This is a genomic window from Pseudomonas duriflava (genome assembly GCF_007830155.1).
Taxonomy (GTDB): Bacteria; Pseudomonadota; Gammaproteobacteria; order Pseudomonadales; family Pseudomonadaceae; genus Chryseomonas; species Chryseomonas duriflava.
Map to the genome: position 1 here is coordinate 169,842 of NZ_VLKY01000003.1, position 21,272 is coordinate 191,113.

Genomic DNA, 21,272 nt, shown 5'->3' on the forward strand with positions numbered 1-21,272 from the left:
GCTATTAAGCGTTGCACCGACAGCGTGTGCTGACAAGCGGCACATAAACAAAAGGCCTCCAAAGGAGGCCTTTTGTCTTATTCAAGAGAAATCAAACGCTGTAATACAGATCGTATTCCAGCGGGTGTACGAAGGTACGAACCTTGATTTCTTCCTCGGCCTTCAACTCGATGTAGGCATCGATGAACTCGTCGGTGAACACGCCGCCCTTGGTCAGGAACGCACGGTCCTTGTCCAGCTCTTCCAGTGCTTCCTTCAAGCTGCCGCAAACCTGCGGGATCTGCTTGGCTTCTTCCGGCGGCAGATCGTACAGGTTCTTGTCAGCAGCATCGCCAGGATGGATCTTGTTCTGGATACCATCCAGGCCGGCCATCAGCAGAGCAGCGAAGCACAGGTAGGGGTTAGCTGCTGGATCCGGGAAGCGCGCCTCGATACGGCGAGCTTTCGGGCTGGATACGTATGGGATACGAATCGAGGCAGAACGGTTACGGGCGGAATAGGCCAGCATAACCGGTGCTTCGAAGCCAGGAACCAGACGCTTGTAAGAGTTGGTGGACGGGTTGGTAAAGCCGTTCAACGCCTTGCCGTGCTTGATGATACCGCCAATGAAGTACAGAGCGGTTTCGGACAGGCCAGCATAGCCTTCGCCTGCGAACGCGTTCTTGCCCTCTTTAGAGATGGACATGTGAACGTGCATGCCCGAGCCGTTATCGCCATACAGGGGCTTTGGCATAAAGGTTACGGTCTTGCCGTAAGCATCGGCTACGTTATGTACGCAGTATTTCAAGGTCTGAACTTCGTCAGCCTTAGCGACCAGTGTGTTGAACTTGACGCCAATTTCATTCTGACCGGCAGTCGCCACTTCATGGTGGTGAACTTCGACGACCAGACCCATTTCCTCCAGGGCATTACACATGGCGGTACGGATTTCATGGTCATGATCGACCGGCGGAACCGGGAAATAGCCGCCTTTGACGCCTGGACGGTGACCCTTGTTGCCGCTTTCGAAGTCAGCATCAGTGTTCCAGGACGCCTGCTCAGAGAAAATCTTGAACATGGAGCCGGAGATGTCAGACTTGAACTTCACTTCGTCGAAGATGAAGAACTCAGGCTCTGGGCCCACGAATACAGTGTCACCGATGCCTGTGGACTTCAGGTATTCTTCAGCAGCCTTGGCGATGGCACGTGGATCACGCTCGTAGGGCTGCATAGTAGATGGTTCAATGATGTCGCAGACCAGAATCAGGGTCGGCTCTTCAGTGAACGGATCCAGGACAGCGGTACTGTCGTCCGGCATAAGGATCATGTCGGAGGCTTCGATACCTTTCCAGCCTGCAATGGAGGAACCGTCGAACATCTTGCCATGTTCGAAGAAGTCTTCATCAAGGGCGTCGCGAGCCGGCATGGTCACATGCTGCTGCTTGCCTTTGGTGTCAGTGAAGCGCAGGTCTATCCACTTCACGTCATTTTCGTTGATCAGTTGAACCGCCTTCGACATGTTTTCCTCCAGAGGGATTGAGGCTGGGAGCGGTTGGCATGACTCCCAGGATCAGGTGCGCCCGTTGGTTGCAAGGGCACTTCTGAAAACGGCTGCGCTTTCAGAAGTACCGTATCCTCGCTCAAGGGCTCTTGCCTCACAAGGGAGCAAGTAGCGTGCCAGTGCCCTGTAATGGGCTAACCCGCATTAGGACTGACTTTACGCTAGTCAAGTTCACGCTGTAGCGCAGCGTTAAGCACCATTAAGGTGCTTGCTGAAAATTAAAAGCACCAAAAAGGTGCTTTTTGCTCTTTAAGACCAATGGGCGCCATGAGCGTTGGTTTAGGCTATACTTATTCGCCATTTCATGCCGTTTCCCGCTTCTTTAAAATCCCCATGAAACTCATCGTCAAAGTGTTTCCGGAAATCACTATCAAAAGTCGTCCGGTGCGTAAGCGTTTCATTCGCCAATTGGCGAAGAACATCCGGGTGGTCCTGCGTGACCTCGATCCGGAGTTAACAGTGGACGGTGAGTGGGACAACCTGGAGGTCGAGACGCGGGTAACAGAATCCAAGATTCTACGGGAGATGATCGAGCGGCTGACGTGTACGCCCGGTATCGGACATTTCCTGGAGGTTCATGAGTATCCGCTTGGCGATTTCGAGGACATTCTGGATAAATGCGTCCAGCATTTCGATGGGCAGATTCGCGGCAAGGTTTTTTCCCTGCGCTGCAAGCGGGCCGGCAAGCATACGTTTAGCTCCATTGATGTAGAGCGCTATGTGGGTGGCGGTCTTCGCGAGCGGTGCGGCGCGGCCGGCATTTCCTTGAAAGCACCTGAAGTGCAGGCGCGAATCGAGATTCGTCATGATCGCCTGTTTGTAATTGACCGGCAGCACGATGGTCTGGGCGGCTATCCCCTGGGAGCGCTTGAGCAAGTTCTGGTCCTTATGTCGGGCGGCTATGATTCAACTGTTGCCGCCTATCAGATGATGCGCCGCGGATTGGTCAGCCATTTCTGTTTCTTCAATCTCGGCGGCCGCGCCCATGAGCTTGGGGTCATGGAGGTTGCACATTACCTGTGGGAAAAGTTTGGGCGCTCGCAGCGCGTGCTGTTTATCAGCGTTCCGTTCGAGGAAGTGGTCGGAGAGATCCTGACTAAAGTTGACGACAGCCAGATGGGTGTCATTCTTAAACGTATGATGCTGCGAGCAGCCAGCCGCATGGCTGAACGATTGGACATCGATGCGCTGGTGACTGGCGAGGCGATTTCGCAAGTGTCCAGCCAGACACTGCCCAACCTGGCTGTTATTGATCGTGCAACCGACACGCTGGTACTGCGTCCATTGCTGGCCAGTCACAAGCAGGACATTATCGATACGGCCGAAAGGATTGGTACGGCTGCCTTCGCCAAGCACATGCCTGAGTACTGTGGCGTGATTTCAGTGAATCCGACGACCAAGGCCAAAGGTTACCGGATCGAGCACGAAGAAACGAAATTTGACATGGCCATCCTTGACTCCGCGCTAGAGCGCGCCACGTTGATGACTGTGGACAAGGTGATCGATGAGCTGGGTAAGGATGTAAAGGTAGAGGAGGTAGGCCAGGCGTTGCCAGGGCAGATCGTTCTCGACATTCGTCATCCCGACGCTCAGGAAGATGACCCTCTAGCCATTGAAGGTGTCGAAGTTCAGGCCATGCCATTTTTTGCCTTGAATAACCGATTCAAGGAGCTGGATGAGAACCGCCAGTATCTGCTGTTCTGTGATAAAGGCGTCATGAGCCGCCTACATGCTCATCATTTGCTCAGTGAGGGGCATGCCAATGTTCGTGTTTATCGCCCGGCCTAAACAGCCCGGGCTCTTGGGTGGCAGCATTCGTCACCGCCCTCCCGATTGAATGTAGGTTGGGCGAGCTGCGCAGCGGATCTGCTGCCGGTAAACCCAACAGGTGAGATATCTTTCTTACGATGGTCTCGCCTTTTGCATAACCCGAAGCCCTAGGGCTTTAACGAATACCTGAAACAAGTCGTGTTGGGCTTTGCCTTGCTTACCCTGCGGCCCGACCCAACCTACGTAACGAGACTTAAACAGTGATCGAGAATCTTCGTAATATCGCCATTATCGCCCACGTCGACCATGGTAAGACTACCCTGGTAGACAAACTGCTCAAGCTATCCGGCACCCTGGATCGCAAGGACCTAGACTCCGAGCGCGTAATGGACTCTAACGACCAGGAAAAAGAGCGTGGCATCACCATCCTGGCCAAGAACACTGCGATCAACTGGAATGGCTACCACATCAACATCGTGGATACCCCCGGACACGCCGACTTTGGTGGCGAAGTAGAGCGCGTAATGTCGATGGTCGACTCCGTGCTGCTGGTAGTTGACGCTCAAGACGGCCCTATGCCGCAGACCCGTTTCGTGACCCAGAAGGCGTTCAAGGCCGGTCTGCGTCCAATCGTTGTCGTGAACAAAATCGACCGTCCCGGCGCGCGTCCTGACTGGGTTATCGACCAGATCTTCGACCTGTTCGACAACCTGGGCGCCACTGATGAGCAACTGGACTTCCCGATCGTTTACGCCAGTGCCTTGAATGGTATTGCCGGAATGGACTACGAGAAGATGGACGACAACATGGATGCGCTGTTCCAGGCCATCGTCGACCACGTTCCGGCTCCACAAGTGGATGTCGACGGTCCGTTCCAGATGCAAATTTCACAGCTGGACTACAGCAGTTTCCTTGGCGTAATCGGCATTGGCCGTATCGCACGCGGTACTATCAAAGCTAACACGCCTGTAACAGCTATCGGTGCCGATGGTAAGAAGCGCAACGGTCGCGTGCTAAAGATCATGGGACACCATGGCCTGCAGCGTGTTGAGGTAGCGGAAGCCCAGGCGGGTGACATCGTTTGTGTCAGCGGCATGGATGAGCTGTTCATTTCCGATACCCTGTGCGACCAGCAGAACGTTGAAGCGCTGCCGCCGCTGACTGTTGACCAGCCTACTGTAAGCATGACTTTCCAAGTCAACGATTCACCTTTTGCGGGCCGGGAAGGTAAGTTCGTTACGAGCCGTAATATCAAGGACCGTTTGGAAAAAGAACTGCTTCACAACGTGGCATTGCGCGTTGAGCAGGGCGAGTCTCCGGAGAAGTTCAAGGTTTCCGGCCGTGGTGAATTGCACCTGTCGGTCCTGATCGAGAACATGCGTCGTGAAGGTTTTGAGCTGGCTGTAGGTCGTCCAGAAGTAGTGATCATCGAGAACGAGGCCGGCGAAAAGCAGGAGCCGTACGAGAACGTTACTATCGATATCGAAGACCAGCACCAGGGCCCTGTTATGGAGCAGATGGGTCTGCGTAAGGGTGATCTGAGCAATATGATCCCTGACGGCAAGGGCCGTATTCGCCTGGAGTACACCATTCCAGCACGCGGTCTGATTGGCTTCCGTAACAACTTCCTGACGCTGACCTCAGGTACAGGCATCCTGACGTCGACCTTTAGCCATTATGGCCCGATCAAGGCTGGCGAAGTTACTAACCGTCAGAACGGCGTCCTGGTATCCATGGCCACCGGCACTGCGTTGACCTACTCGTTGGAAACGCTGCAGAGCCGCGGAAAGTTGTTCCTTGCTCCTGGCGACGAGATTTACGAAGGCCAGCTGTGCGGCATCAACAGCCGTGACAATGATCTGGTGCTGAACCCTACCAAAGGTAAGAAGCTCGACAACATGCGTGCTTCCGGCAAGGACGAGGTCATCGCCCTGGTTCCGCCGATCAAGTTCACCCTTGAGCAGGCTCTGGAGTTCATCGCTGATGATGAGCTTGTAGAAGTAACGCCAAAGTCGATTCGACTGCGTAAGAAACTACTGAACGAGAACGACCGTAAGCGTTACGAGCGTAGCAAGGTCTAACGACCCGTTTGGTTGATGTAAAAAGCCCACCCGACTGCTAAGCGGGTGGGCTTTTTATGTCTTAAGCATTGCTATCAGGCAATAAAAAGCCCCGATAAACGGGGCTTTTTATTAAGTGCAGCAAATTACGGTGTGTTTTTACGTAGCTTTACCGGGTTGGCTTCCTGAGCCTTTTTACGAGCCATAGACGTGCGCACCTTGATATTCAAGGCTTCTACTGCCAGCGAGAAGGCCATCGCGAAATACACATAACCTTTCGGTACGTGAACTTCAAAACTCTCGGCAATCAGCACGGTACCTACAACAATTAGGAAGGAAAGCGCTAGCATCTTCAAACTTGGATGCTTGTCGATAAAACTGCTGATACCACCGGCTGCCAACATCATGACCAATACGGCCACAACGATTGCGGCGATCATGACCGGTACGTGCTGCACCATGCCAACGGCCGTAATGACGGAATCCAACGAAAAGACAATATCGATAATGGCAATCTGGATAATGGTGCCAATAAAGTTGCTGGCTTTGCCTTTGGGCTCTTCGCTACCTTCCTCTTCACCCTCCAATCCGTGATAGATCTCAGTGCTGCTCTTGAACAAGAGGAACAGTCCACCAAAGAAGAGGATCAAGTCACGCCCGGAAATACCTTGCCCAAACACATGGAACAGGTCGGCGGTGAGGCGCATCACCCAAGTGATCGATAGCAGCAACAAGATGCGGGTGACCATGGCGAGTGCCAGACCGAAAAGCCGTGTGCGAGGCTGCATGGCCTTGGGCATACGGCTCACCAGGATGGAAATCATGATGATGTTATCAATGCCCAGAACGATTTCTAGGGCAGTCAGGGTCAAGAAGGCAACCCAGATTTCCGGGTTGAGCAGCCAATCCATTATGGTTCCTCTTCAGTAACGGCGAGCGGCGTTCCGTTGAGCGCCGCGTATGTCAGCCGATCAGGCTATCAAGAAATTACCTTTGATACGTAGGTATTATTAACCGCTGACTAGCGGGAACACACCTAGTAACAAAGCCGTGACCATCATGGCTAGGCACGTGACCACAGCCCATTTCAGCGTAAAACGCTGGTGATCGCCAAATTCTACCTTGGCCAAGCCTACCAATAGATAAGTAGACGGAACCAAAGGACTTAGCAGGTGCACCGGTTGCCCTACGATAGAGGCTCGAGCAATTTCCACAGGGGCAATACCGTAGTGGCTTGCTGCTTCTGCAAGTACTGGCAATACGCCGAAGTAGAACGCATCGTTCGAGATGAAGAACGTAAACGGCATGCTTACCAAGGCGGTGATAACTGCCATGTACGGGCCCAGCGATTCCGGAATGACGGCCAGCAGGCTTTTGGACATTGCGTCCACCATCCCAGTGCCCGAGAGAATGCCGGTAAAAATACCTGCTGCAAAGATAAGTGAAACGACAGCCAGAACATTCTCGGCGTGGGCGGCAATTCGTTGTTTTTGTAGATCAATGTTGCGGTAGTTAACGATCATCGCGATGCCGAAGGCAATCATGAAAAGCACCGGCATGGGAAGTACGCCTAGCACGAGAGCCACCATTAACAATAGCGTCAGCGCGCCATTGAACCACCGCAGATGAGGGCGCCGTGCCTCTTCGCACTGGGAAACGGTCACATTAGCACCTTCGCTTTCGTGGATTTCCAGAATGCCCAGGCGCGCACGCTCGCGACGGCCATACAGATAGGCCAGGACAAACAGCCAGACAATGCTCGCCAACATGGCAGGAATCATGGGGACAAAGACGTCGGCTGGGTCGACATGCAGAGCGCTGGCGGCACGAGCGGTCGGACCGCCCCAGGGGGTCAGGTTCATGACGCCGCTGGAAAGCAACATCAGGGCCGTCATGATCAAGGGGTTCATCCCCAGGCGTTTGTACAGCGGAAACATTGCTGCAACGCAGATCATGTAGGTCGTAGAGCCATCACCGTCGAGGGATACAACTAACGTCAGGAAAACCGTGCCCAATGCGACTTTGAGCGGGTCACCTTTGACCAACCGTAGGATCCAGCGTACCGCTGGATCGAACAGGCCGGTATCAATCATGACGGCAAAATACAGAATGGCGAAGAGTAGCATCACCCCGGTGGGAGCCAAGGTGCGCAGGCCGTCGAGCATCATCGGGCCGAGCGAGTTGAGATGGATATGGCCGAGGCTGCTGACCTGCGTGCCCAAAGCCCACGCCAGAACAGCGAAAAGAATAGGAATCATGGTCAACGCAATCAGCGGCGTCAGACGCTTGCTCATGATCAGGAACATAAAGGTCACGACCATGGCGAAGCCAAGGAATGTCAGCATGGAAAGCTCCAAAAATCACACGTCAAAAGAAAACAGGCCGGGCAGCAGCATGCGCAGCGGCTCACGAGTGTTTATGGAGGAATAACAATGAGGCGAATGCCTGAAGGGAAATCACGCTAATCATGGCGGGTATCCTTTGTTTTTGTAAGTGACGCGGCGGCCATGCCAGGCACAGCACACGCGGTTGGGCTATAACCCATGGCGCGATGCTATCGGTATAAGCTTTCAGCGACCTTACGGTATGGCAATACCCGCTAGGATCAGCACTATCGGCAGGGTGAGGGCAGCAGCCAGGGTCTGCAGCGTGATAAGACTGGCCATCAGCGTACTGTCACCGCCGAGCTGACGTGTAAGGGCATAGGCCGTAGGGGCTGTAGGAAGGGCAAAAAAGAGAATTAGTAGCAAGCTTTCCTGGGGCGGCAAATGCAGCCCATAGGCTACGCCTGCCGCCACGAGGGGCGACAGCAGCAGGCGTGCGGCCACGGCACCTGCCAAGATGCGCCACTCACCGCCGATCTGTTGCAACTGCAGAGCGGCCCCTACGCTTAGCAGCCCTAATGGAAGGCTGGCAGCGGCCAGAAGCCCTAGCAGGCGATCCGTTCCAAACGGTAGGCCAAGGCCGCTGAGATTGACCAGCGCGCCGGCCAAGCATGCCAGAATCAAAGGATTACGCGCGATGGGCAACAGCAGGTTGCGAACCGATGTGCCGCGTTCGGCGGTCAGGGCCCATACCGACATCACATTTACGGTCGGCACCATCAGAGCCAGCATGAGTGCGGCTTGTCCCAGTCCGGCTTTGCCGAGCAGACTGCCTACTGTGGCGAGGCCAAGATAGGTATTGAAGCGCAGAATGCCTTGGCTGATCGCCCCGAACCGTGCTGCTGGCCAGCCGCATAGGCGACGCACGAGTAGCAAGGCAACCCAACTTAGCCCAAGGCCAGAGACCACAGCTGCCGCCAGGCGAGGGAGTGCGGGATCGTTTAATGGCGCTGTCGCCAGGTTGGTAAACAACAGGGCGGGAAACAGCACAAAATAATTGAGCCGGTCAGCCGCTGGCCAGAATGTCTCGCCGGGAAATCCCAAGCGGCGCATCCAGTGGCCGGCCACGATCAGGGCGAACAGAGGCCAAAGAGCCAGTAGCAAAGTTGTCACGGTTGTTCTTTTTCTCGGCCGAAGCAGGTTGTCATGGTGAGGTGTCCTGTGGCGTTCGGCAAGGTTTGGCTAATGCGAGGCCCTGAAAGAAACATCAATAGAGTTCTGTGACTTAATGCTCGGTTTTCAAGCGCCCTGTGCTCTCACTTGAAAAGCCTAGGCAAAATAACGCGTTGAATCTTTCCTACCAATAATTTAGTGCAGGCGAGTGCAATACGTCTGGTGCCGTATCTGTTCGAGCAGTCGTATACGGAAATTTTTATCGACAAGGAGTCTGGCATGAAGCCTCTCAAAAAATTCGCGGTGCTCGGTTTGGTTTGTACGACTGGAATGGGTGCCGGTTGTACCGCCATGTCCCAAAATGAATGGCTCAACCAGGAAAACGTAGGCACTATTATCGGTGCAGCCGCCGGTGTGTTGGTTGGTAGCCAGATAGGTGGAGGCAACGGCCGAACGGCCGCCATGATTGCAGGTGCCTTAGCTGGTGGCATGCTGGGCAAGACAATTGGCTCGAAGCTGGATCAGCGTGATCGTGATGCCTTGGCCGCGCAGACCCAGTCGGTTCTGGACACGGCACAGGATGGGCAAGTGACGACCTGGACCTCCACGCATAGTGATGCGCAGGCCCGCATCGTTCCCGTGAGTACGGAAAAGCAGGAGCGCCAGGTATCCATCAAGCGGCTGCCAACCATTCAGGCCGTACCGAGCATGGCACTTCTGAACAAGCCGTATCAGGCGGTGAAATCAGCCAATATCCGCAATGCGCCAGATCAATCAGCCGACAAGGTAGGCGGCCTTGCGGTGGGCACCCGTTTCACGGCGATTGGGCGTACCGACAATAATTGGATCATGGTGGGACGCAAAGGTGTGAGCGTCGGATATGTCTATGCGCCCCTGGTTGAACCATTCAAAGCGCCGATAGCTCAGGCCAAGCCTGCACAAGCGCCTGCAAGCGACTTGGATACGCTGGACGTGGCCAGCGCCAAGCAGAAAGGTATCGACCTGGACGCTATTGACCTGGACGCTACACCCGTAGAGGAAATGCTGACTGCTCAGACTACTTGCCGGACGGTCAATTACTCTATTTCCAGCAAGTCGGGTAACGATCAGCAGAGCGTTAAGGCCTGCCAGGCGGCAGATGGCGCCTGGGAATTGATCTGACAGGGATAGTTCATGAAACGCAGTATTTTTCTTCTTACCGCCTTGACGGCCAGTTTGGCTGCGCATGCGGATAGCTACCGGCTTGCCTATTCCAAGACCGAGAATGTTGAAGTCTTTATCGATCACGCGTCAGGGCAGGCTTGGTGTTCGCCTGATCTCGCATTGCGCTTCGTATATGGCAGTGAGCCTGCTAAAGGAAGCATCGAGCGGCTGATGCCCAAGTTGGGCGGGCTCCTGGCAAGCCAATGTAGCGAGGCAACGCGTATCCATTGGCAATCTACCGATACGCAAGGCAAGTTGTACGGTCATGGCGATACAGCGAAAGCAAGTGCCTGGGCACTAACGTCCGGGGCGGCTACGGACGTAACCGCACCCGCTTCAGTAATAGAAAAGTCGCCCGCTTTGCCGCAAGAGGCGACGGTTGCTGCGCAGCCGCAACCACCTACTACAGAAGAACACTCTATAGCGAACGCCCCTGCCGCTCTACCGGAAGAGCCTGATAAAGAAGCTGCTATGCCGGTGTCGGCTGTTAATACTCAGCAGGCGGCCTTACCTATATTCGAAGTATCTGGCTGGCGTCCTGAGCTGGCGCATGAGGGAAGGATAAAGGCGGACTTCCTGACGGATTTTCGTGATCAGCAAGGTTGTGTGTTTCGTCTTCCGGCCCAGCAGGATGCTAATGCACACTACCTGAGCGCACAATCCAAAGGGATCGGTTGTTCAGCGGATGGATTTGCCGAAGGCAACGGCAAAATTTCCCTCGTACGAAGCGATGGTAAAAAGCAGAGTGAATACAAAGGCTTTTTTCATAAAGGTCTGCTATTCAACAGTAAGGCTCCGGATCTTCCCTTCATAGGATTCGATAATGAGCATAACGGCCTGTATCTGCTGGACAGCGATGCCGACAACAAGCTCTATGTGATATGGCAAATTCCTTACCAAAGCTACTTTGGCGCCTGGAATGCTCAACACCCAAATGCGCTGATCGTGACGGAAAATAAAGAGCTGTTCAGGCAGTTGAGCAGTATCCAGGCAGTTATTGACCGTACCACGCAGCACCTTGATCAAATGGGCATTAGAGCAGCGTCGTTTGATCTCTTAGCCGTCCGTGATCTGAAAAAAGCGACGGAAAAATCGTTGGCCTGGAATACGCACGAGCGACGGGAGGATTATTGGCTATACCAAACCTCGATTAGTTATAACAAACGAGGTGGATTCTGGCATTTCAATCCTAATCATTCGACCAACTATCTGTTCCGCTGGGAAGAGCGGCAGGCACGCCGGCAGGCTGAGGTTGAAGCCGCACGTAAGCGCGAGATGCAACATCGGTTGGAGCAGGCCGGCTATGAGGCCCAGCGGCAGCTGATCAAGTACGAGGAGCTACGTAGAGAGGCCCTCGAACATCCTGCTCAGCTAGTGGCTCGCCAAGTAAACGATGTGTCATATCGACCCGGTGCGAACAGTGGTTATTCCTCCATGATGCAGGGTGGCTCGGCCAAGGTCAGCCTGATTGCCCATCTGGATGGTAAGTCTGGAGAGTCATGGCGTCTCGACTATCCGTATGAGGCTGAGCTGAGTGTGCCGGATGGCATAGCGGTAGACGAAGGGTGGTACTTCATCCAGGGGAAGGAAACGTTAGACAGCGAAAAGCAGGACGAACAGGACCTGCCTCTGGCCCGTATCGAGGCGGCTACTGTGATGGCCTGTAAAAACAAGGGTTGTGGTGAACTTAGTGACCCTCTCACGCTGATGCGCCTGGCATTGAATGATCCGCAGTGGTCACCGGATGAGGCAAGGGAAACCGTCAACAAGGCGTGGCCGGGAAAACAGCAGGAGAGTAGGTAATGACAGGGATGCGAACTGTAAAGATAGGCGTGCCGGTGGCTTTGGCCATCGTGGCGGCTAGCATAGTTGGACTGAAGGCATACAGTGCCTCACGTGGTGAAGACGCTCTTCGTAACTGGCTTTTCGAGCACGATCTACAGGATCAGGTAAGCTGGCGCTCCCTCTCGGCCTCTCCGCTCGGAGGCTCTCTGACGCTACATGACGTTGTGCTTTCAGGCGCCGGGCTGACTGTCGAGACGGTTGAACTGAGCAACGTACATGACGAGCGTGATAGCAACAGCGCCGATATCCGCTTGAGTGGTGTTGTTTCAGATATCGATTCCGAACGGCCCGTCGGGATTGTGTCTCTCTTAGACTTCGATACGCTCATGCACAGTAGTGGTCTACGTAAGCTCAAGCCTTTCGATGTTCGCATGCAGTGGGACTACCAGCGTGAGGAACAGACCGTACGGGCCGATTTTGAGGCCGACCTACCAGAGATGTTGCGTATCAAGGCCTCCTTGGGGTTGAACCAGGCGAAAGAGCTTGTAGAAGCTTATTCGGATGCCTCAGATAAATATGGAATGCCATCTTCCCCGCTAGGAATGGGGTTTGCGTTGATGGGGTTGCTAGGGGACAAGGACGCTGGTCGGGTAGAGCTGAACCATCTCAGGTTCGAAATTAAGGACAACGGGTATTTCAAGAGGAGTGCGCTGTTGAGCAAGCGCTACCGCTTTGTACCAGGCCCTCAATCAGATGACTGGGATGCAGACCGGGAAGCGGCTTTCACCGCGTCGATGGAAAAGCATACCCGGGCCTGCCAGAAGGAGTTCCGGGACGCTGGGAAGCAAGCCCGAGAAGGGTGTGAAGCGTACACAGAGCTGGTGTCTGCTCGCAGTGAAGGAATGAGCCTGTCGTTCGAGCCTGACGAGCGGGTTCGTTTGGCCGAGCTGGCCAAGGTATTCGAACATCGTAATCGACTAGGGCCGCTAACCGAGCGGCTGAATCTCAAAATCGACACGCTTTGACCTCCGGGCAGCCGGCCCGCTTTCGGGCGGGCTGCCACTTCTTGGTGTCAGTGCAACTCCAGTCCGCCTGAAGCCTTATGCAATGCCCTTAAATGGTCGCCCAGCTGTTTCAGGTTGCTTTCGGTCTGATCGAGGCCAGTCTGAATCGCTGGGTCAAGCAGGGCACGGACTTCCGTATTAAGGGTCTCGCGCAGGTTCGACAAATGCGTTTGACGGCGCTGACTCTCAGCTGTCAGACGCTCCCATTCTCCCGGCTGGGGCAAGCCATAACCTGATGTGCCCAGGAGTTCGGAAGGTCGGCTGAGGTAGCCGCTGTCGGCCAGCAGTTGCTCTAAGGCATTGCCTGCCTTGCTGAAGCGTGCTTTGTCCTGTGCATCGCCTTGTCCCAGGTAGCGGTTCTTGAGCTCTTCCTGGGCAAGCAGCAATTCACGGCGTAAGGCGGCTTGTTCGAGCAGCAGAAGCGCCGCACTGGCACGCAGGTCGGCATGTTCGAACCATTTCCGACGCTCGCCTGGTTCCAAGGCCAACCAGTCTTCAACGGTGGCCTGGGGTAAGTGCAGTCGATCACGCGCTACCGTAAACATGGCCTGGAAGCGCTCCCGGAACGAGTCGAAGCGGTAGCCCAACCGCAAGGCTTCGCGAGGATCATCCAGAACAGAGGTATCGGCTACCTGTTCAATACGCAGCGCATCCAGTAGCCCGATGGGCGTGATGCTGTCCAGGGGTGACTGTTGCAGGCGCGGCACGCTGTCATGCAGGAGCTTGAAGGTTTCCACCGCGCAATTGTTGGAGACGAAGTAGTAATGGCCGTCATAGCTCCAATGAACCTGGGCCGTCCGTTCGAGCAGGTCGGTGATCTCCTGGCGGTTGAGCTTGAGCGGAACGGACTGCAGACCGCGCAGTTCAACCTTAGTGTATTCCTCCACCACCTGAGCGAGTGGCAGGACAAACAGGCGTGACGGGTACGAACCGGTTAACCCGTCCCAGTTGGAAATCTGCACGTCATTGACAAAGGCGCGAAAGGACAGGACCAGATGCTCTTGCAGGTCCAGTCGGCAATCCGGACCGCGGGGCCGACCGGGGGCGCAGACTACCAGGCGCAGCATGCTATGGCCCCAGCGGCTCATGGCTTTTTCGTTGCCTTCAGCGAAAAGGTAATCCACTTCATAGACGCGCTCGGGGTCGAGCCAGCCCAGAGGCTCTTTGTCGAAATCGCTGCCGGCATTGAGATAGGGGTAACGGCCGGGGCAGGCTTCGTGAGTTGGCGCCCAGCCGAAGTGCTCGCTGAGGTAACGGGCCAGGGCGGGACGGCGGCAGGGATAGCTAGGGTCGAGCAGGAAATATTCCAGATTGACCGCCACGAATTCACGCGGGTTGGTAAGTTCGTAAAGATCGGGGCTGCGGGCAATAAAGTCGTTGCGCCGCTCACGAGCACCGTGCTTTTTGACTTTGATCTGCCAGCCGGCAAGGTCGAGCAATCGGGGATCGTCAGACAGGGTATAGCGCCGCCCGGCCTGCCCCTGGCAGCGGATAGGCAGTTCCTTTGACGTCTTTGTCGAGGCAAGCTGACTGCAGGCGATGATCTGCTGGCGTTCATCTGGCGTCCACACCTGTTCACGATCATAGAAGTGAGTCAGCTCGTGCAGAACAGTAGCCAGCATTTCTTGCCGCTGCGTACCATGCGGCCGCCCGGTTTGCGTCGTGGCGGCGCTGCCATCGGTCAGGGCAGGCAGCAGCCGTTCATTCAACAGCAGGACGCGGCGATCGGCCCGGCCATAGGCCTCGGTCTCAAGATCCCGGCTCCACCGTATTGTCAGGGTTTCGTCCAGACCCTGCTTGAAGCGTGGTGGCAGTTTACCTAGCGCTTCGCCCAACAGCTGACGGCTTGCCTGGACCTGTTCGGCACTAAGCCCTTGTTCATCCAGTAGCAGTTTCAACGAGGCTTGCGCCTGGCCGAGGGTCAGAACGGACAACAAGAAGATTAGGGCAGGGCGTTTTAATGCGATCCGCGAGCGGAGGGCCAGGCCTGATACGGCCTGGCTGAAAAGGTGTCTCACAATGCAAGGATCGCCTGGGCCAATTCCGTGTCGCTGGCTTGCCGGGCTTCAGGCAGTTGCTCGCGTAGGGTCAGAAAGGCGGCTTCGAGTTGGGCGCCACGGATGCTGCCTTCGCTGGCTACGAAACTAGCGGCATCGCCGCGAGCTTCCTGAACGACCTTCATGTCACGAATGGAAGTTGTCGTATCGGAGGTGAAATCGAGGCTGCGATCCAGGGCGCGCACGATGATATTGCTGGTAGCCACTAATGTATGGGCTTGGGCAGTACTGGTGACGCTCATTATCAAGGCGGCAAGAACAAGGGAACGGCGCATGGAAAATCTCCCGAACGAAACGGTAAAGCAGGTTATTGAGCAAGAATAGCCTCAGCCAGTTCCTGATCACTGGCGACGAGATGCGGATTCTGTGAACGCAGCACGCGTAAGGCGGATTCAAGTGTAGCGCTACGCTGTGCACCATTGCTGGCGATGAACAAGGCCGCATCGTCACGGGCTGCCTGAACGAGTTTATTGTCGAACGGCGCGCTGGTCACCTTGCTGGTGACATACAGGCTGCGGGCGACAAACTCGGTCGTGACATCAATGGCGAAGGCGGGCGTGGCAAGTAAGGTTCCCAGGATAACGAAATAACGCAAGGGCATGAGTCGAAACGGCTTTTCAAGGATTCGGCTACAAGGCTAACGGAACGGCACCAGCGAGGCTAGCGGTGCCGTTCGTTGATAGTTATAGGCTCAAGATGGCCTGGGCCAGTTGGGTGTCGGTGGCCTGAAGCTGAGGACGCAGCACGCGGATACGGTCCAATGCGGCTTCCAAACGTACACCGCGGATGCTGCCTTCGCTGGCTACAAAGCTGGCAGCGTCATCGCGAGCAGCCAGGACGATTTTGTCATCGCGAACGGAATTGGTTAGGCCCGAGGTCACGTCGGAGGTCGCATCGATAGCATCGACGATCATGTCAGTTGTAACGAAAAAGCTGGAAGCCGATGCGGCGGTGGACAGGCTGAGCAGGGCGGCAGCGCCGAGCAGGTGCAAGCGGGTCATGAAAATCTCCTGAAACCGATAAGACGCGGCAAGGGCCGCGCCTTATAAGATTACCGCCAGAAGGGCTTGTTCAGCTCGTTTTGTTGCTCACTTCGTGTGATGCCAATGTCGGCCAGTTCGCGTTCGTTGAGCCAGGCCAGCTGGCGCCGGGTTACAGCGTTTCTCCGCCACAGGATGAGCTGATGCCCTGCGCGGCCAAGTAGATGCCACAGACGGCGGGTAGGGCTAAGAATAAAGTACTGGAATGCCGAGTGGGGCAGTAGGGATGTGCGTTGCATGGCCGGCTCCTGAAGGCGCAGCAGGGCATTTCATGGTCGCGCGTGGTGAGCTGTCAGACCAGACACAGCGTCTGTACAAGGCAATGGGTCAGTTGGTTGGGTCGTACAGCTGTTACGGTATAGCTGCTGTCTCAAGCCCTCTGTTATGGCCACTGACAGGACTTCAAGAGCGGTAACTGTGTGGGACGGGCGGTTCGTCATTGGGTTAAATGTTCGCTGCGTCCTGCCAGTCGGACTGGCTACAATAGGAGCCATCGATAGCGCCCATGAGTCGCGGCGCGTTTAGCATGAGGGCAAGTCATGGCGTTCAAAGTTTTTGTGGATGGGCAGGAAGGCACCACGGGGTTGCGTCTGCTCGACTATCTTTCCGGTCGTGACGATGTCGAGTTGTTGCGGATCGATGAAGCCAAACGTAAGGACTCAGCCGAGCGTGCCCGTTTTCTGAACGCGGCCGACGTGGCGTTTCTTTGCCTGCCAGATGCAGCCTCTCGTGAGGCGGTAACGTTGGTAGATAACCCCAACACCTGCATCATCGACGCAAGCACCGCGTTCCGTACCGACGACAGCTGGACTTACGGTCTACCAGAGCTGGCGCCTGGTCAGCGTGACAAAATCCGGGCCAGCAAGCGCATCGCTAATCCGGGCTGCCATGCTACGGCTTTTATCCTGCTGGTTCGTCCGCTGGTAGACGCTGGCCTGCTGCCGCCAGACTATCCTTTGTCAGCCTTTTCCTTAACGGGCTACAGCGGTGGCGGCAAGAAGATGATTGCCGACTACGAATCCAATACCCTGCCCAAGCTTGCCAGCCCGCGGCCCTACGGTATGACCCAAGGTCACAAACATCTGCCGGAAATGCGTGTGCAGAGCCGAATCGCCGAAGCGCCGGTATTCAGCCCGATCGTAGCCAACTTTCTTAAGGGCCTGGCGGTTACCGTGCCTCTGCATGCCAAGCACTTGGCACCCGGTGCTACGGCTGAGGCGATTCAGGCAGCCTATGCCAAGCACTATGCCGGTGAGCAATTCATTCGTGTGATGCCGGTGGAGGATGCTGGAAACCTGGACGAGGGTTTCTTTGACGTGCAGGCCTGTAACGATACCAACCGAGCAGACCTGTTTGTGTTTGGTAACGGTGAGCGGCTAACGCTGGTGGCGCGTCTGGACAACCTCGGCAAAGGAGCTGCCGGTGCGGCGGTACAGTGCATGAATATTCATCTGGGTACAGACGAGGCGAAAAGCCTGAATACTGGGCTGTAACACAGCTGATTCACAACGAGCCGTGCGGTCTGCCCGCATGGCTCTTGCGTTTTAAAGGCTGTCTTTCAGACGGTACCAGAGCATGCCCAATGCCAGCAGCGGCGAACGAAAACGCTGCCCACCGGGAAAAGTGGCATGGGGCACCTTGTCAAAAACGTCGAACCCCTTTGATTGAGCCGTAATCGCTTCGGCCAACAGGCGACCGGCAAGGTGCGTGGCATTGAGGCCATGGCCGGCATAGGCCTGGGCATGGAATACATTGGGCCTGTCCTTGAGGCGGCCTATTTGCGGCAGGCGATTGGCCCCGATGCCGATCATGCCACCCCATTGGAAATCGATACGTACCGACGCCAGCTGCGGGAAAACCTTGAGCATTTTGGGCCGCATGTAAGCTTCGATATCGCTTGGGTCTCGCCCGGAGTAATGGCAGGCCCCGCCGAACAAGAGGCGACGGTCACGGGAAAGCCGGAAGTAGTCAACAGTGATCTGCTGATCGCAAACGGCCCGGTTGCCTGGGAGCAACTCTTCGGCCAGCGCCTCAGGCAGCGGCTCCGTGGCGATGATATAGCTGCCGGCGGGCAATACCTTACCGGACAGGGTGGGCTCCAGCTCCTTCAGATAGGCATTACAGCAGATCACCAGCGTGTCGGCGCGTACCTGACCACGGTCGGTATAGACGCGTACTTCAGGTCCGTAATCGATGCGGTTGACGGTAGAGTGCTCATACAGGCGCACCCCCAGCGATTCCGCAACAGCGGCTTCGCCTAGGGCAAGGTTGAGGGGATGAAGATGGCCGGAGCCCGGGTCGATCAGAGCGCCCAGATAGCGCTCTGAGCCTACCACCGTATGAATCCGATCACGTGATACTAGTTGCACGTCATGGGGGTAGCCCAGACTGTGCAACTCTTCCAGATCTGCCTGGAAACCTTCCAGATGCTTTGGTTTGGTTGCCAAATCGGCATAGCCCCACGTCAGGTCGCAGTCGATCCCGTACTGTTCGATGCGTTGACGGACGATCTCTACCGCTTCGAACCCCAAACGTTTGAGCAACAGAACACCGTCGTCGCCCACAGTAGAGCGGAACTGTTCAACATCATGGCCTACGCCGCGGATCAATTGCCCGCCATTACGTCCACTGGCCCCCCAGCCGATCCGATGGGCTTCCAGCAACACGACCGAACGGCCACGTTCGGCCAGCTCGATGGCTGTATTGAGCCCGGAAAAGCCACCACCAATGATGCAGACATCCGCCCGGACCTCGCCGTCCAATGGCGGATAATCCAGCTGACGATTGAGGGTGGCAGCGTAGTAGGAACGAGCATGTTCAGCGTGGGGCTGGGAACGCATAGACCTATCCATGAGAGCAAAGTGATTCAGTGGAAGCATCGACGATAAACGTCGAATTTGTGCTTTGCCACGCAGGGCGGTGATATCCGATCAATCCGGTACCGGCAGATGGAGTGATTCCTTAACTTCTTCCATAACGATATAGCTTTTCGACTCCCGAACATGGGGTAGCTTGAGCAGAATATCGCCGAGCAGCTTGCGATAGGAAGCCATCTCGGAGATGCGGGCCTTCACAAGGTAGTCGAAGTCGCCTGAGACCAAGTGACACTCCAGGACATGAGGCAGTTTGAGCACGGCTCGGCGGAACTCTTCAAAGATATCGCCAGACTTGTAGGCTAGGCTTATCTCGACAAAGACCAGAAGACTGGCCTTAAGGTGCTGCGGATTCAGCCGTGCCGAGTAGCCCAGGATAATACCTTCCCGCTCAAGTCGACGGACCCGCTCTGTACATGGTGTTGTAGATAGCCCGACCCGCTCACCCAGCTCGGTGAAGGAGATCCGTCCGTCTTCCTGCAGGATACGCAGGATACTGCGATCGATCTTGTCTAGTTCGCGCTTTGCCTGATGCTGAGTACGCATGCCGGACCGTCTCCAAAAATAACGCTCAAGTCGATTGATTAACCTAAATATAGACATTCATTCAGTGAATAACACTGCTTGATGCTTTTTATACTTGCCATATCTACTCTGATTTTCCTTAACGTTGGCGATTCTTCGCGACGAGGAGACATTTCATGCGAGTGCTAGTGCTTGGCAGCGGTGTGATCGGTACAGTCAGCGCCTATTATCTGGCTCGTGCGGGATTCGAAGTCGTAGTGGTCGACCGCCAACAGGGACCGGCACTTGAAACCAGCTTTGGCAATGCCGGACAGGTTTCGCCTGGCTACGCCTCTCCTTGGGCTGCGCCCGGCGTCCCGCTGAAAGCAATCAAATGGCTGGTTTCCCGACACGCGCCCTTGGCCATCAAGCCGACCGGTGACGTCCAGCAGTACTTATGGATGGTGCAGATGCTGCGTAATTGTACGGCAAGGCACTATGCTATCAATAAAGAGCGCATGGTGCGCTTGTCCGAGTACAGCCGCGACTGCCTTGATGAGTTGCGTGCCGAGACCGGGATTGCCTACGAAGGCCGCCAGTTAGGTACCACACAAGTCTTTCGAACCCAGGCGCAGGTTGATGCTGCGGCGAAAGATATCGCGGTATTGGAACGCTCAGGGGTACCCTACCAACTGCTTGACCGCGAGGGCATTGCCCGTGTCGAGCCGGCACTTGCCCATGTAAAGCACCTGTTGGCCGGTGCGCTGCGCTTGCCTAACGACCAGACCGGCGATTGTTTTCTTTTTACCAATCGGCTTGCTGACCTGGCACGGCAATTAGGTGTCGAGTTCCGCTTCGGGCAGAACATCGAACGCCTTGAAGCTGACGGTGATCGGCTTAGTGGCGTCTGGGTCAATGGCCAGCGCGTCACCGCCGACCATTATGTACTGGCACTCGGCAGTTATTCGCCACTGCTGTTGGCACCGCTCGGCATCCAGGCGCCTGTCTATCCGTTGAAAGGCTATTCCTTGACCGTGCCGATCACTAATCCAGACATGGCGCCGAAATCGACCATTCTCGATGAGACCTATAAGGTTGCGCTGACCCGCTTCGATAACCGGATTCGCGTAGGTGGGATGGCGGAGGTATCAGGCTATGACCTGTCACTTAATCCGAGGCGCCGTGAGACGCTGGAAATGATCGTCAACGATCTGTATCCACAGGGCGGAGACTTCAAGGCAGCGACCTTCTGGACCGGGCTGCGTCCGACCACACCCGATGGCACTCCCATCGTAGGCGCCACGCGCTATCGCAATCTGTTTCTTAATACCGGGCACGGTACACTGGGCTGGACCATGGCCTGCGGTTCAGGGCGATTCTTGGCCGATATCATCAGCCGGAAGCGGCCACAGATCAGCACCGAAGGTCTCGATATTTCCCGTTACAGCCATTCCCAGGAGAACCGCAAAGATGGCCATCCAGCGCCTGCACACTAATCGCCGCATGAGCGAAATCGTCATTCACAATGGTACCGTTTACCTGGCCGGGCAGGTCGGAGAGGACATGAACGCCGGGGTCGAGCAGCAGACACGCGAAACCTTGGCCAATATTGAGCGCCTGCTCAAAGAGGCTGGCACCGATACGCGCCACATCCTATCCGTTACGGTGTATCTGAAGGACATCGACGCGCATTTTGCAGGCATGAACAGTGTCTGGGATGAGTGGTTGCCCGAAGGCGTTGCTCCCGCCCGAGCAACTGTCGAAGCAAAACTGTGCGAGCCGGAAATTCTCGTCGAGATGAGCGTTGTCGCAGCCTTGCCGTAATAAGATGTAAACACCCGGCCATAAGGCCGGGTTTTTTCTGCCTATCGTTTACAGT

The 21,272-nt window shown here is 55.7% G+C and carries 19 protein-coding genes; 8 read left to right on the forward strand and 11 right to left on the reverse strand.

Annotated elements, in window-relative coordinates; all coding sequences use genetic code 11:
* Window positions 1-91 precede the first annotated feature (91 nt).
* Window positions 92-1,498 (reverse strand): glutamate--ammonia ligase, encoded by a 1,407-nt coding sequence (gene glnA / locus IQ22_RS05280; RefSeq protein WP_145139187.1) that lies wholly within the window; start codon window positions 1,496-1,498, stop codon window positions 92-94.
* Window positions 1,499-1,873: 375 nt separating this feature from the next.
* On the opposite strand from glnA, the gene thiI reads away from it, so the two are divergent.
* Together thiI and typA are read left to right on the forward strand one after the other, a co-directional pair.
* Window positions 1,874-3,328 carry a tRNA uracil 4-sulfurtransferase ThiI gene (gene thiI, locus IQ22_RS05285; RefSeq protein WP_145139713.1) on the forward strand — a complete coding sequence of 485 codons (1,455 nt, stop codon included), beginning with the start codon at window positions 1,874-1,876 and terminating at the stop codon, window positions 3,326-3,328.
* Between the two features lie 242 nt (window positions 3,329-3,570).
* Complete coding sequence (gene typA, locus IQ22_RS05290) at window positions 3,571-5,391, forward strand: translational GTPase TypA (protein WP_145139190.1); 1,821 nt, start codon at window positions 3,571-3,573, stop codon at window positions 5,389-5,391.
* A 125-nt stretch (window positions 5,392-5,516) separates the two neighbouring features.
* On the opposite strand, the gene IQ22_RS05295 is transcribed toward typA, so the two are convergent.
* The 3 genes from IQ22_RS05295 to IQ22_RS05305 form a co-directional block, all read right to left on the reverse strand.
* The gene (locus IQ22_RS05295; protein WP_145139192.1) at window positions 5,517-6,281 is read right to left on the reverse strand and encodes a TerC family protein; all 765 of its coding nucleotides are present in this window, start codon (window positions 6,279-6,281) and stop codon (window positions 5,517-5,519) included.
* A gap of 99 nt (window positions 6,282-6,380) precedes the next feature.
* Window positions 6,381-7,715, reverse strand: a complete 1,335-nt coding sequence (locus tag IQ22_RS05300) for a CitMHS family transporter (RefSeq protein ID WP_145139194.1) — start codon at window positions 7,713-7,715, stop codon at window positions 6,381-6,383.
* A gap of 234 nt (window positions 7,716-7,949) precedes the next feature.
* Window positions 7,950-8,867 (reverse strand): AEC family transporter, encoded by a 918-nt coding sequence (locus tag IQ22_RS05305; protein ID WP_145139197.1) that lies wholly within the window; start codon window positions 8,865-8,867, stop codon window positions 7,950-7,952.
* 279 nt (window positions 8,868-9,146) lie between these two features.
* Between IQ22_RS05305 and IQ22_RS05310 the strand changes: the two genes are divergently transcribed.
* The 3 genes from IQ22_RS05310 to IQ22_RS05320 are packed head-to-tail and all read left to right on the forward strand — an operon-like array spanning window position 9,147 to window position 12,880.
* The gene (locus tag IQ22_RS05310) at window positions 9,147-10,028 is read left to right on the forward strand and encodes an SH3 domain-containing protein (protein ID WP_145139200.1); all 882 of its coding nucleotides are present in this window, start codon (window positions 9,147-9,149) and stop codon (window positions 10,026-10,028) included.
* Window positions 10,029-10,040: 12 nt separating this feature from the next.
* Entirely contained in the window at window positions 10,041-11,873 is a 1,833-nt protein-coding gene (locus tag IQ22_RS05315) for a hypothetical protein (protein WP_145139203.1), read from the forward strand.
* Complete coding sequence (locus IQ22_RS05320; protein WP_145139205.1) at window positions 11,873-12,880, forward strand: hypothetical protein; 1,008 nt, start codon at window positions 11,873-11,875, stop codon at window positions 12,878-12,880. Before IQ22_RS05315 ends, IQ22_RS05320 begins: the two co-directional genes overlap by 1 nt.
* 47 nt (window positions 12,881-12,927) lie before the next feature.
* Here the strand turns inward: IQ22_RS05320 and IQ22_RS05325 are convergent, their stop codons facing one another.
* The 5 genes from IQ22_RS05325 to IQ22_RS05345 form a co-directional block, all read right to left on the reverse strand.
* Complete coding sequence (locus IQ22_RS05325) at window positions 12,928-14,886, reverse strand: DUF7844 domain-containing protein (RefSeq protein WP_145139715.1); 1,959 nt, start codon at window positions 14,884-14,886, stop codon at window positions 12,928-12,930.
* 47 nt (window positions 14,887-14,933) lie between these two features.
* The gene (locus tag IQ22_RS05330) at window positions 14,934-15,251 is read right to left on the reverse strand and encodes a DUF2388 domain-containing protein (protein ID WP_145139208.1); all 318 of its coding nucleotides are present in this window, start codon (window positions 15,249-15,251) and stop codon (window positions 14,934-14,936) included.
* Between the two features lie 32 nt (window positions 15,252-15,283).
* On the reverse strand, window positions 15,284-15,577 hold the full coding sequence (locus IQ22_RS05335; protein WP_145139211.1) for a DUF2388 domain-containing protein: 294 nt from the start codon (window positions 15,575-15,577) through the stop codon (window positions 15,284-15,286).
* Window positions 15,578-15,659: 82 nt separating this feature from the next.
* Window positions 15,660-15,977 (reverse strand): DUF2388 domain-containing protein, encoded by a 318-nt coding sequence (locus IQ22_RS05340; protein WP_145139214.1) that lies wholly within the window; start codon window positions 15,975-15,977, stop codon window positions 15,660-15,662.
* A 50-nt stretch (window positions 15,978-16,027) separates the two neighbouring features.
* Entirely contained in the window at window positions 16,028-16,255 is a 228-nt protein-coding gene (locus IQ22_RS05345) for a DUF1127 domain-containing protein (RefSeq protein WP_145139217.1), read from the reverse strand.
* A 300-nt stretch (window positions 16,256-16,555) separates the two neighbouring features.
* Between IQ22_RS05345 and argC the strand changes: the two genes are divergently transcribed.
* Window positions 16,556-17,509, forward strand: a complete 954-nt coding sequence (argC, locus tag IQ22_RS05350) for an N-acetyl-gamma-glutamyl-phosphate reductase (RefSeq protein WP_145139220.1) — start codon at window positions 16,556-16,558, stop codon at window positions 17,507-17,509.
* A gap of 51 nt (window positions 17,510-17,560) precedes the next feature.
* Here argC and IQ22_RS05355 read toward each other — a convergent pair whose 3' ends face one another.
* Window positions 17,561-18,856: an NAD(P)/FAD-dependent oxidoreductase gene (locus IQ22_RS05355; RefSeq protein ID WP_145139223.1), complete on the reverse strand. Its 1,296-nt coding sequence runs from the start codon at window positions 18,854-18,856 to the stop codon at window positions 17,561-17,563.
* A 90-nt stretch (window positions 18,857-18,946) separates the two neighbouring features.
* Entirely contained in the window at window positions 18,947-19,435 is a 489-nt protein-coding gene (locus tag IQ22_RS05360) for an AsnC family transcriptional regulator (RefSeq protein ID WP_145139226.1), read from the reverse strand.
* A 155-nt stretch (window positions 19,436-19,590) separates the two neighbouring features.
* On the opposite strand from IQ22_RS05360, the gene dadA reads away from it, so the two are divergent.
* Together dadA and IQ22_RS05370 are read left to right on the forward strand one after the other, a co-directional pair.
* On the forward strand, window positions 19,591-20,889 hold the full coding sequence (gene dadA / locus IQ22_RS05365) for a D-amino acid dehydrogenase (protein ID WP_145139228.1): 1,299 nt from the start codon (window positions 19,591-19,593) through the stop codon (window positions 20,887-20,889).
* Entirely contained in the window at window positions 20,864-21,217 is a 354-nt protein-coding gene (locus tag IQ22_RS05370) for a RidA family protein (protein WP_145139231.1), read from the forward strand. The genes dadA and IQ22_RS05370 overlap by 26 nt, the downstream gene beginning before the upstream one ends.
* Window positions 21,218-21,272 lie beyond the last annotated feature (55 nt).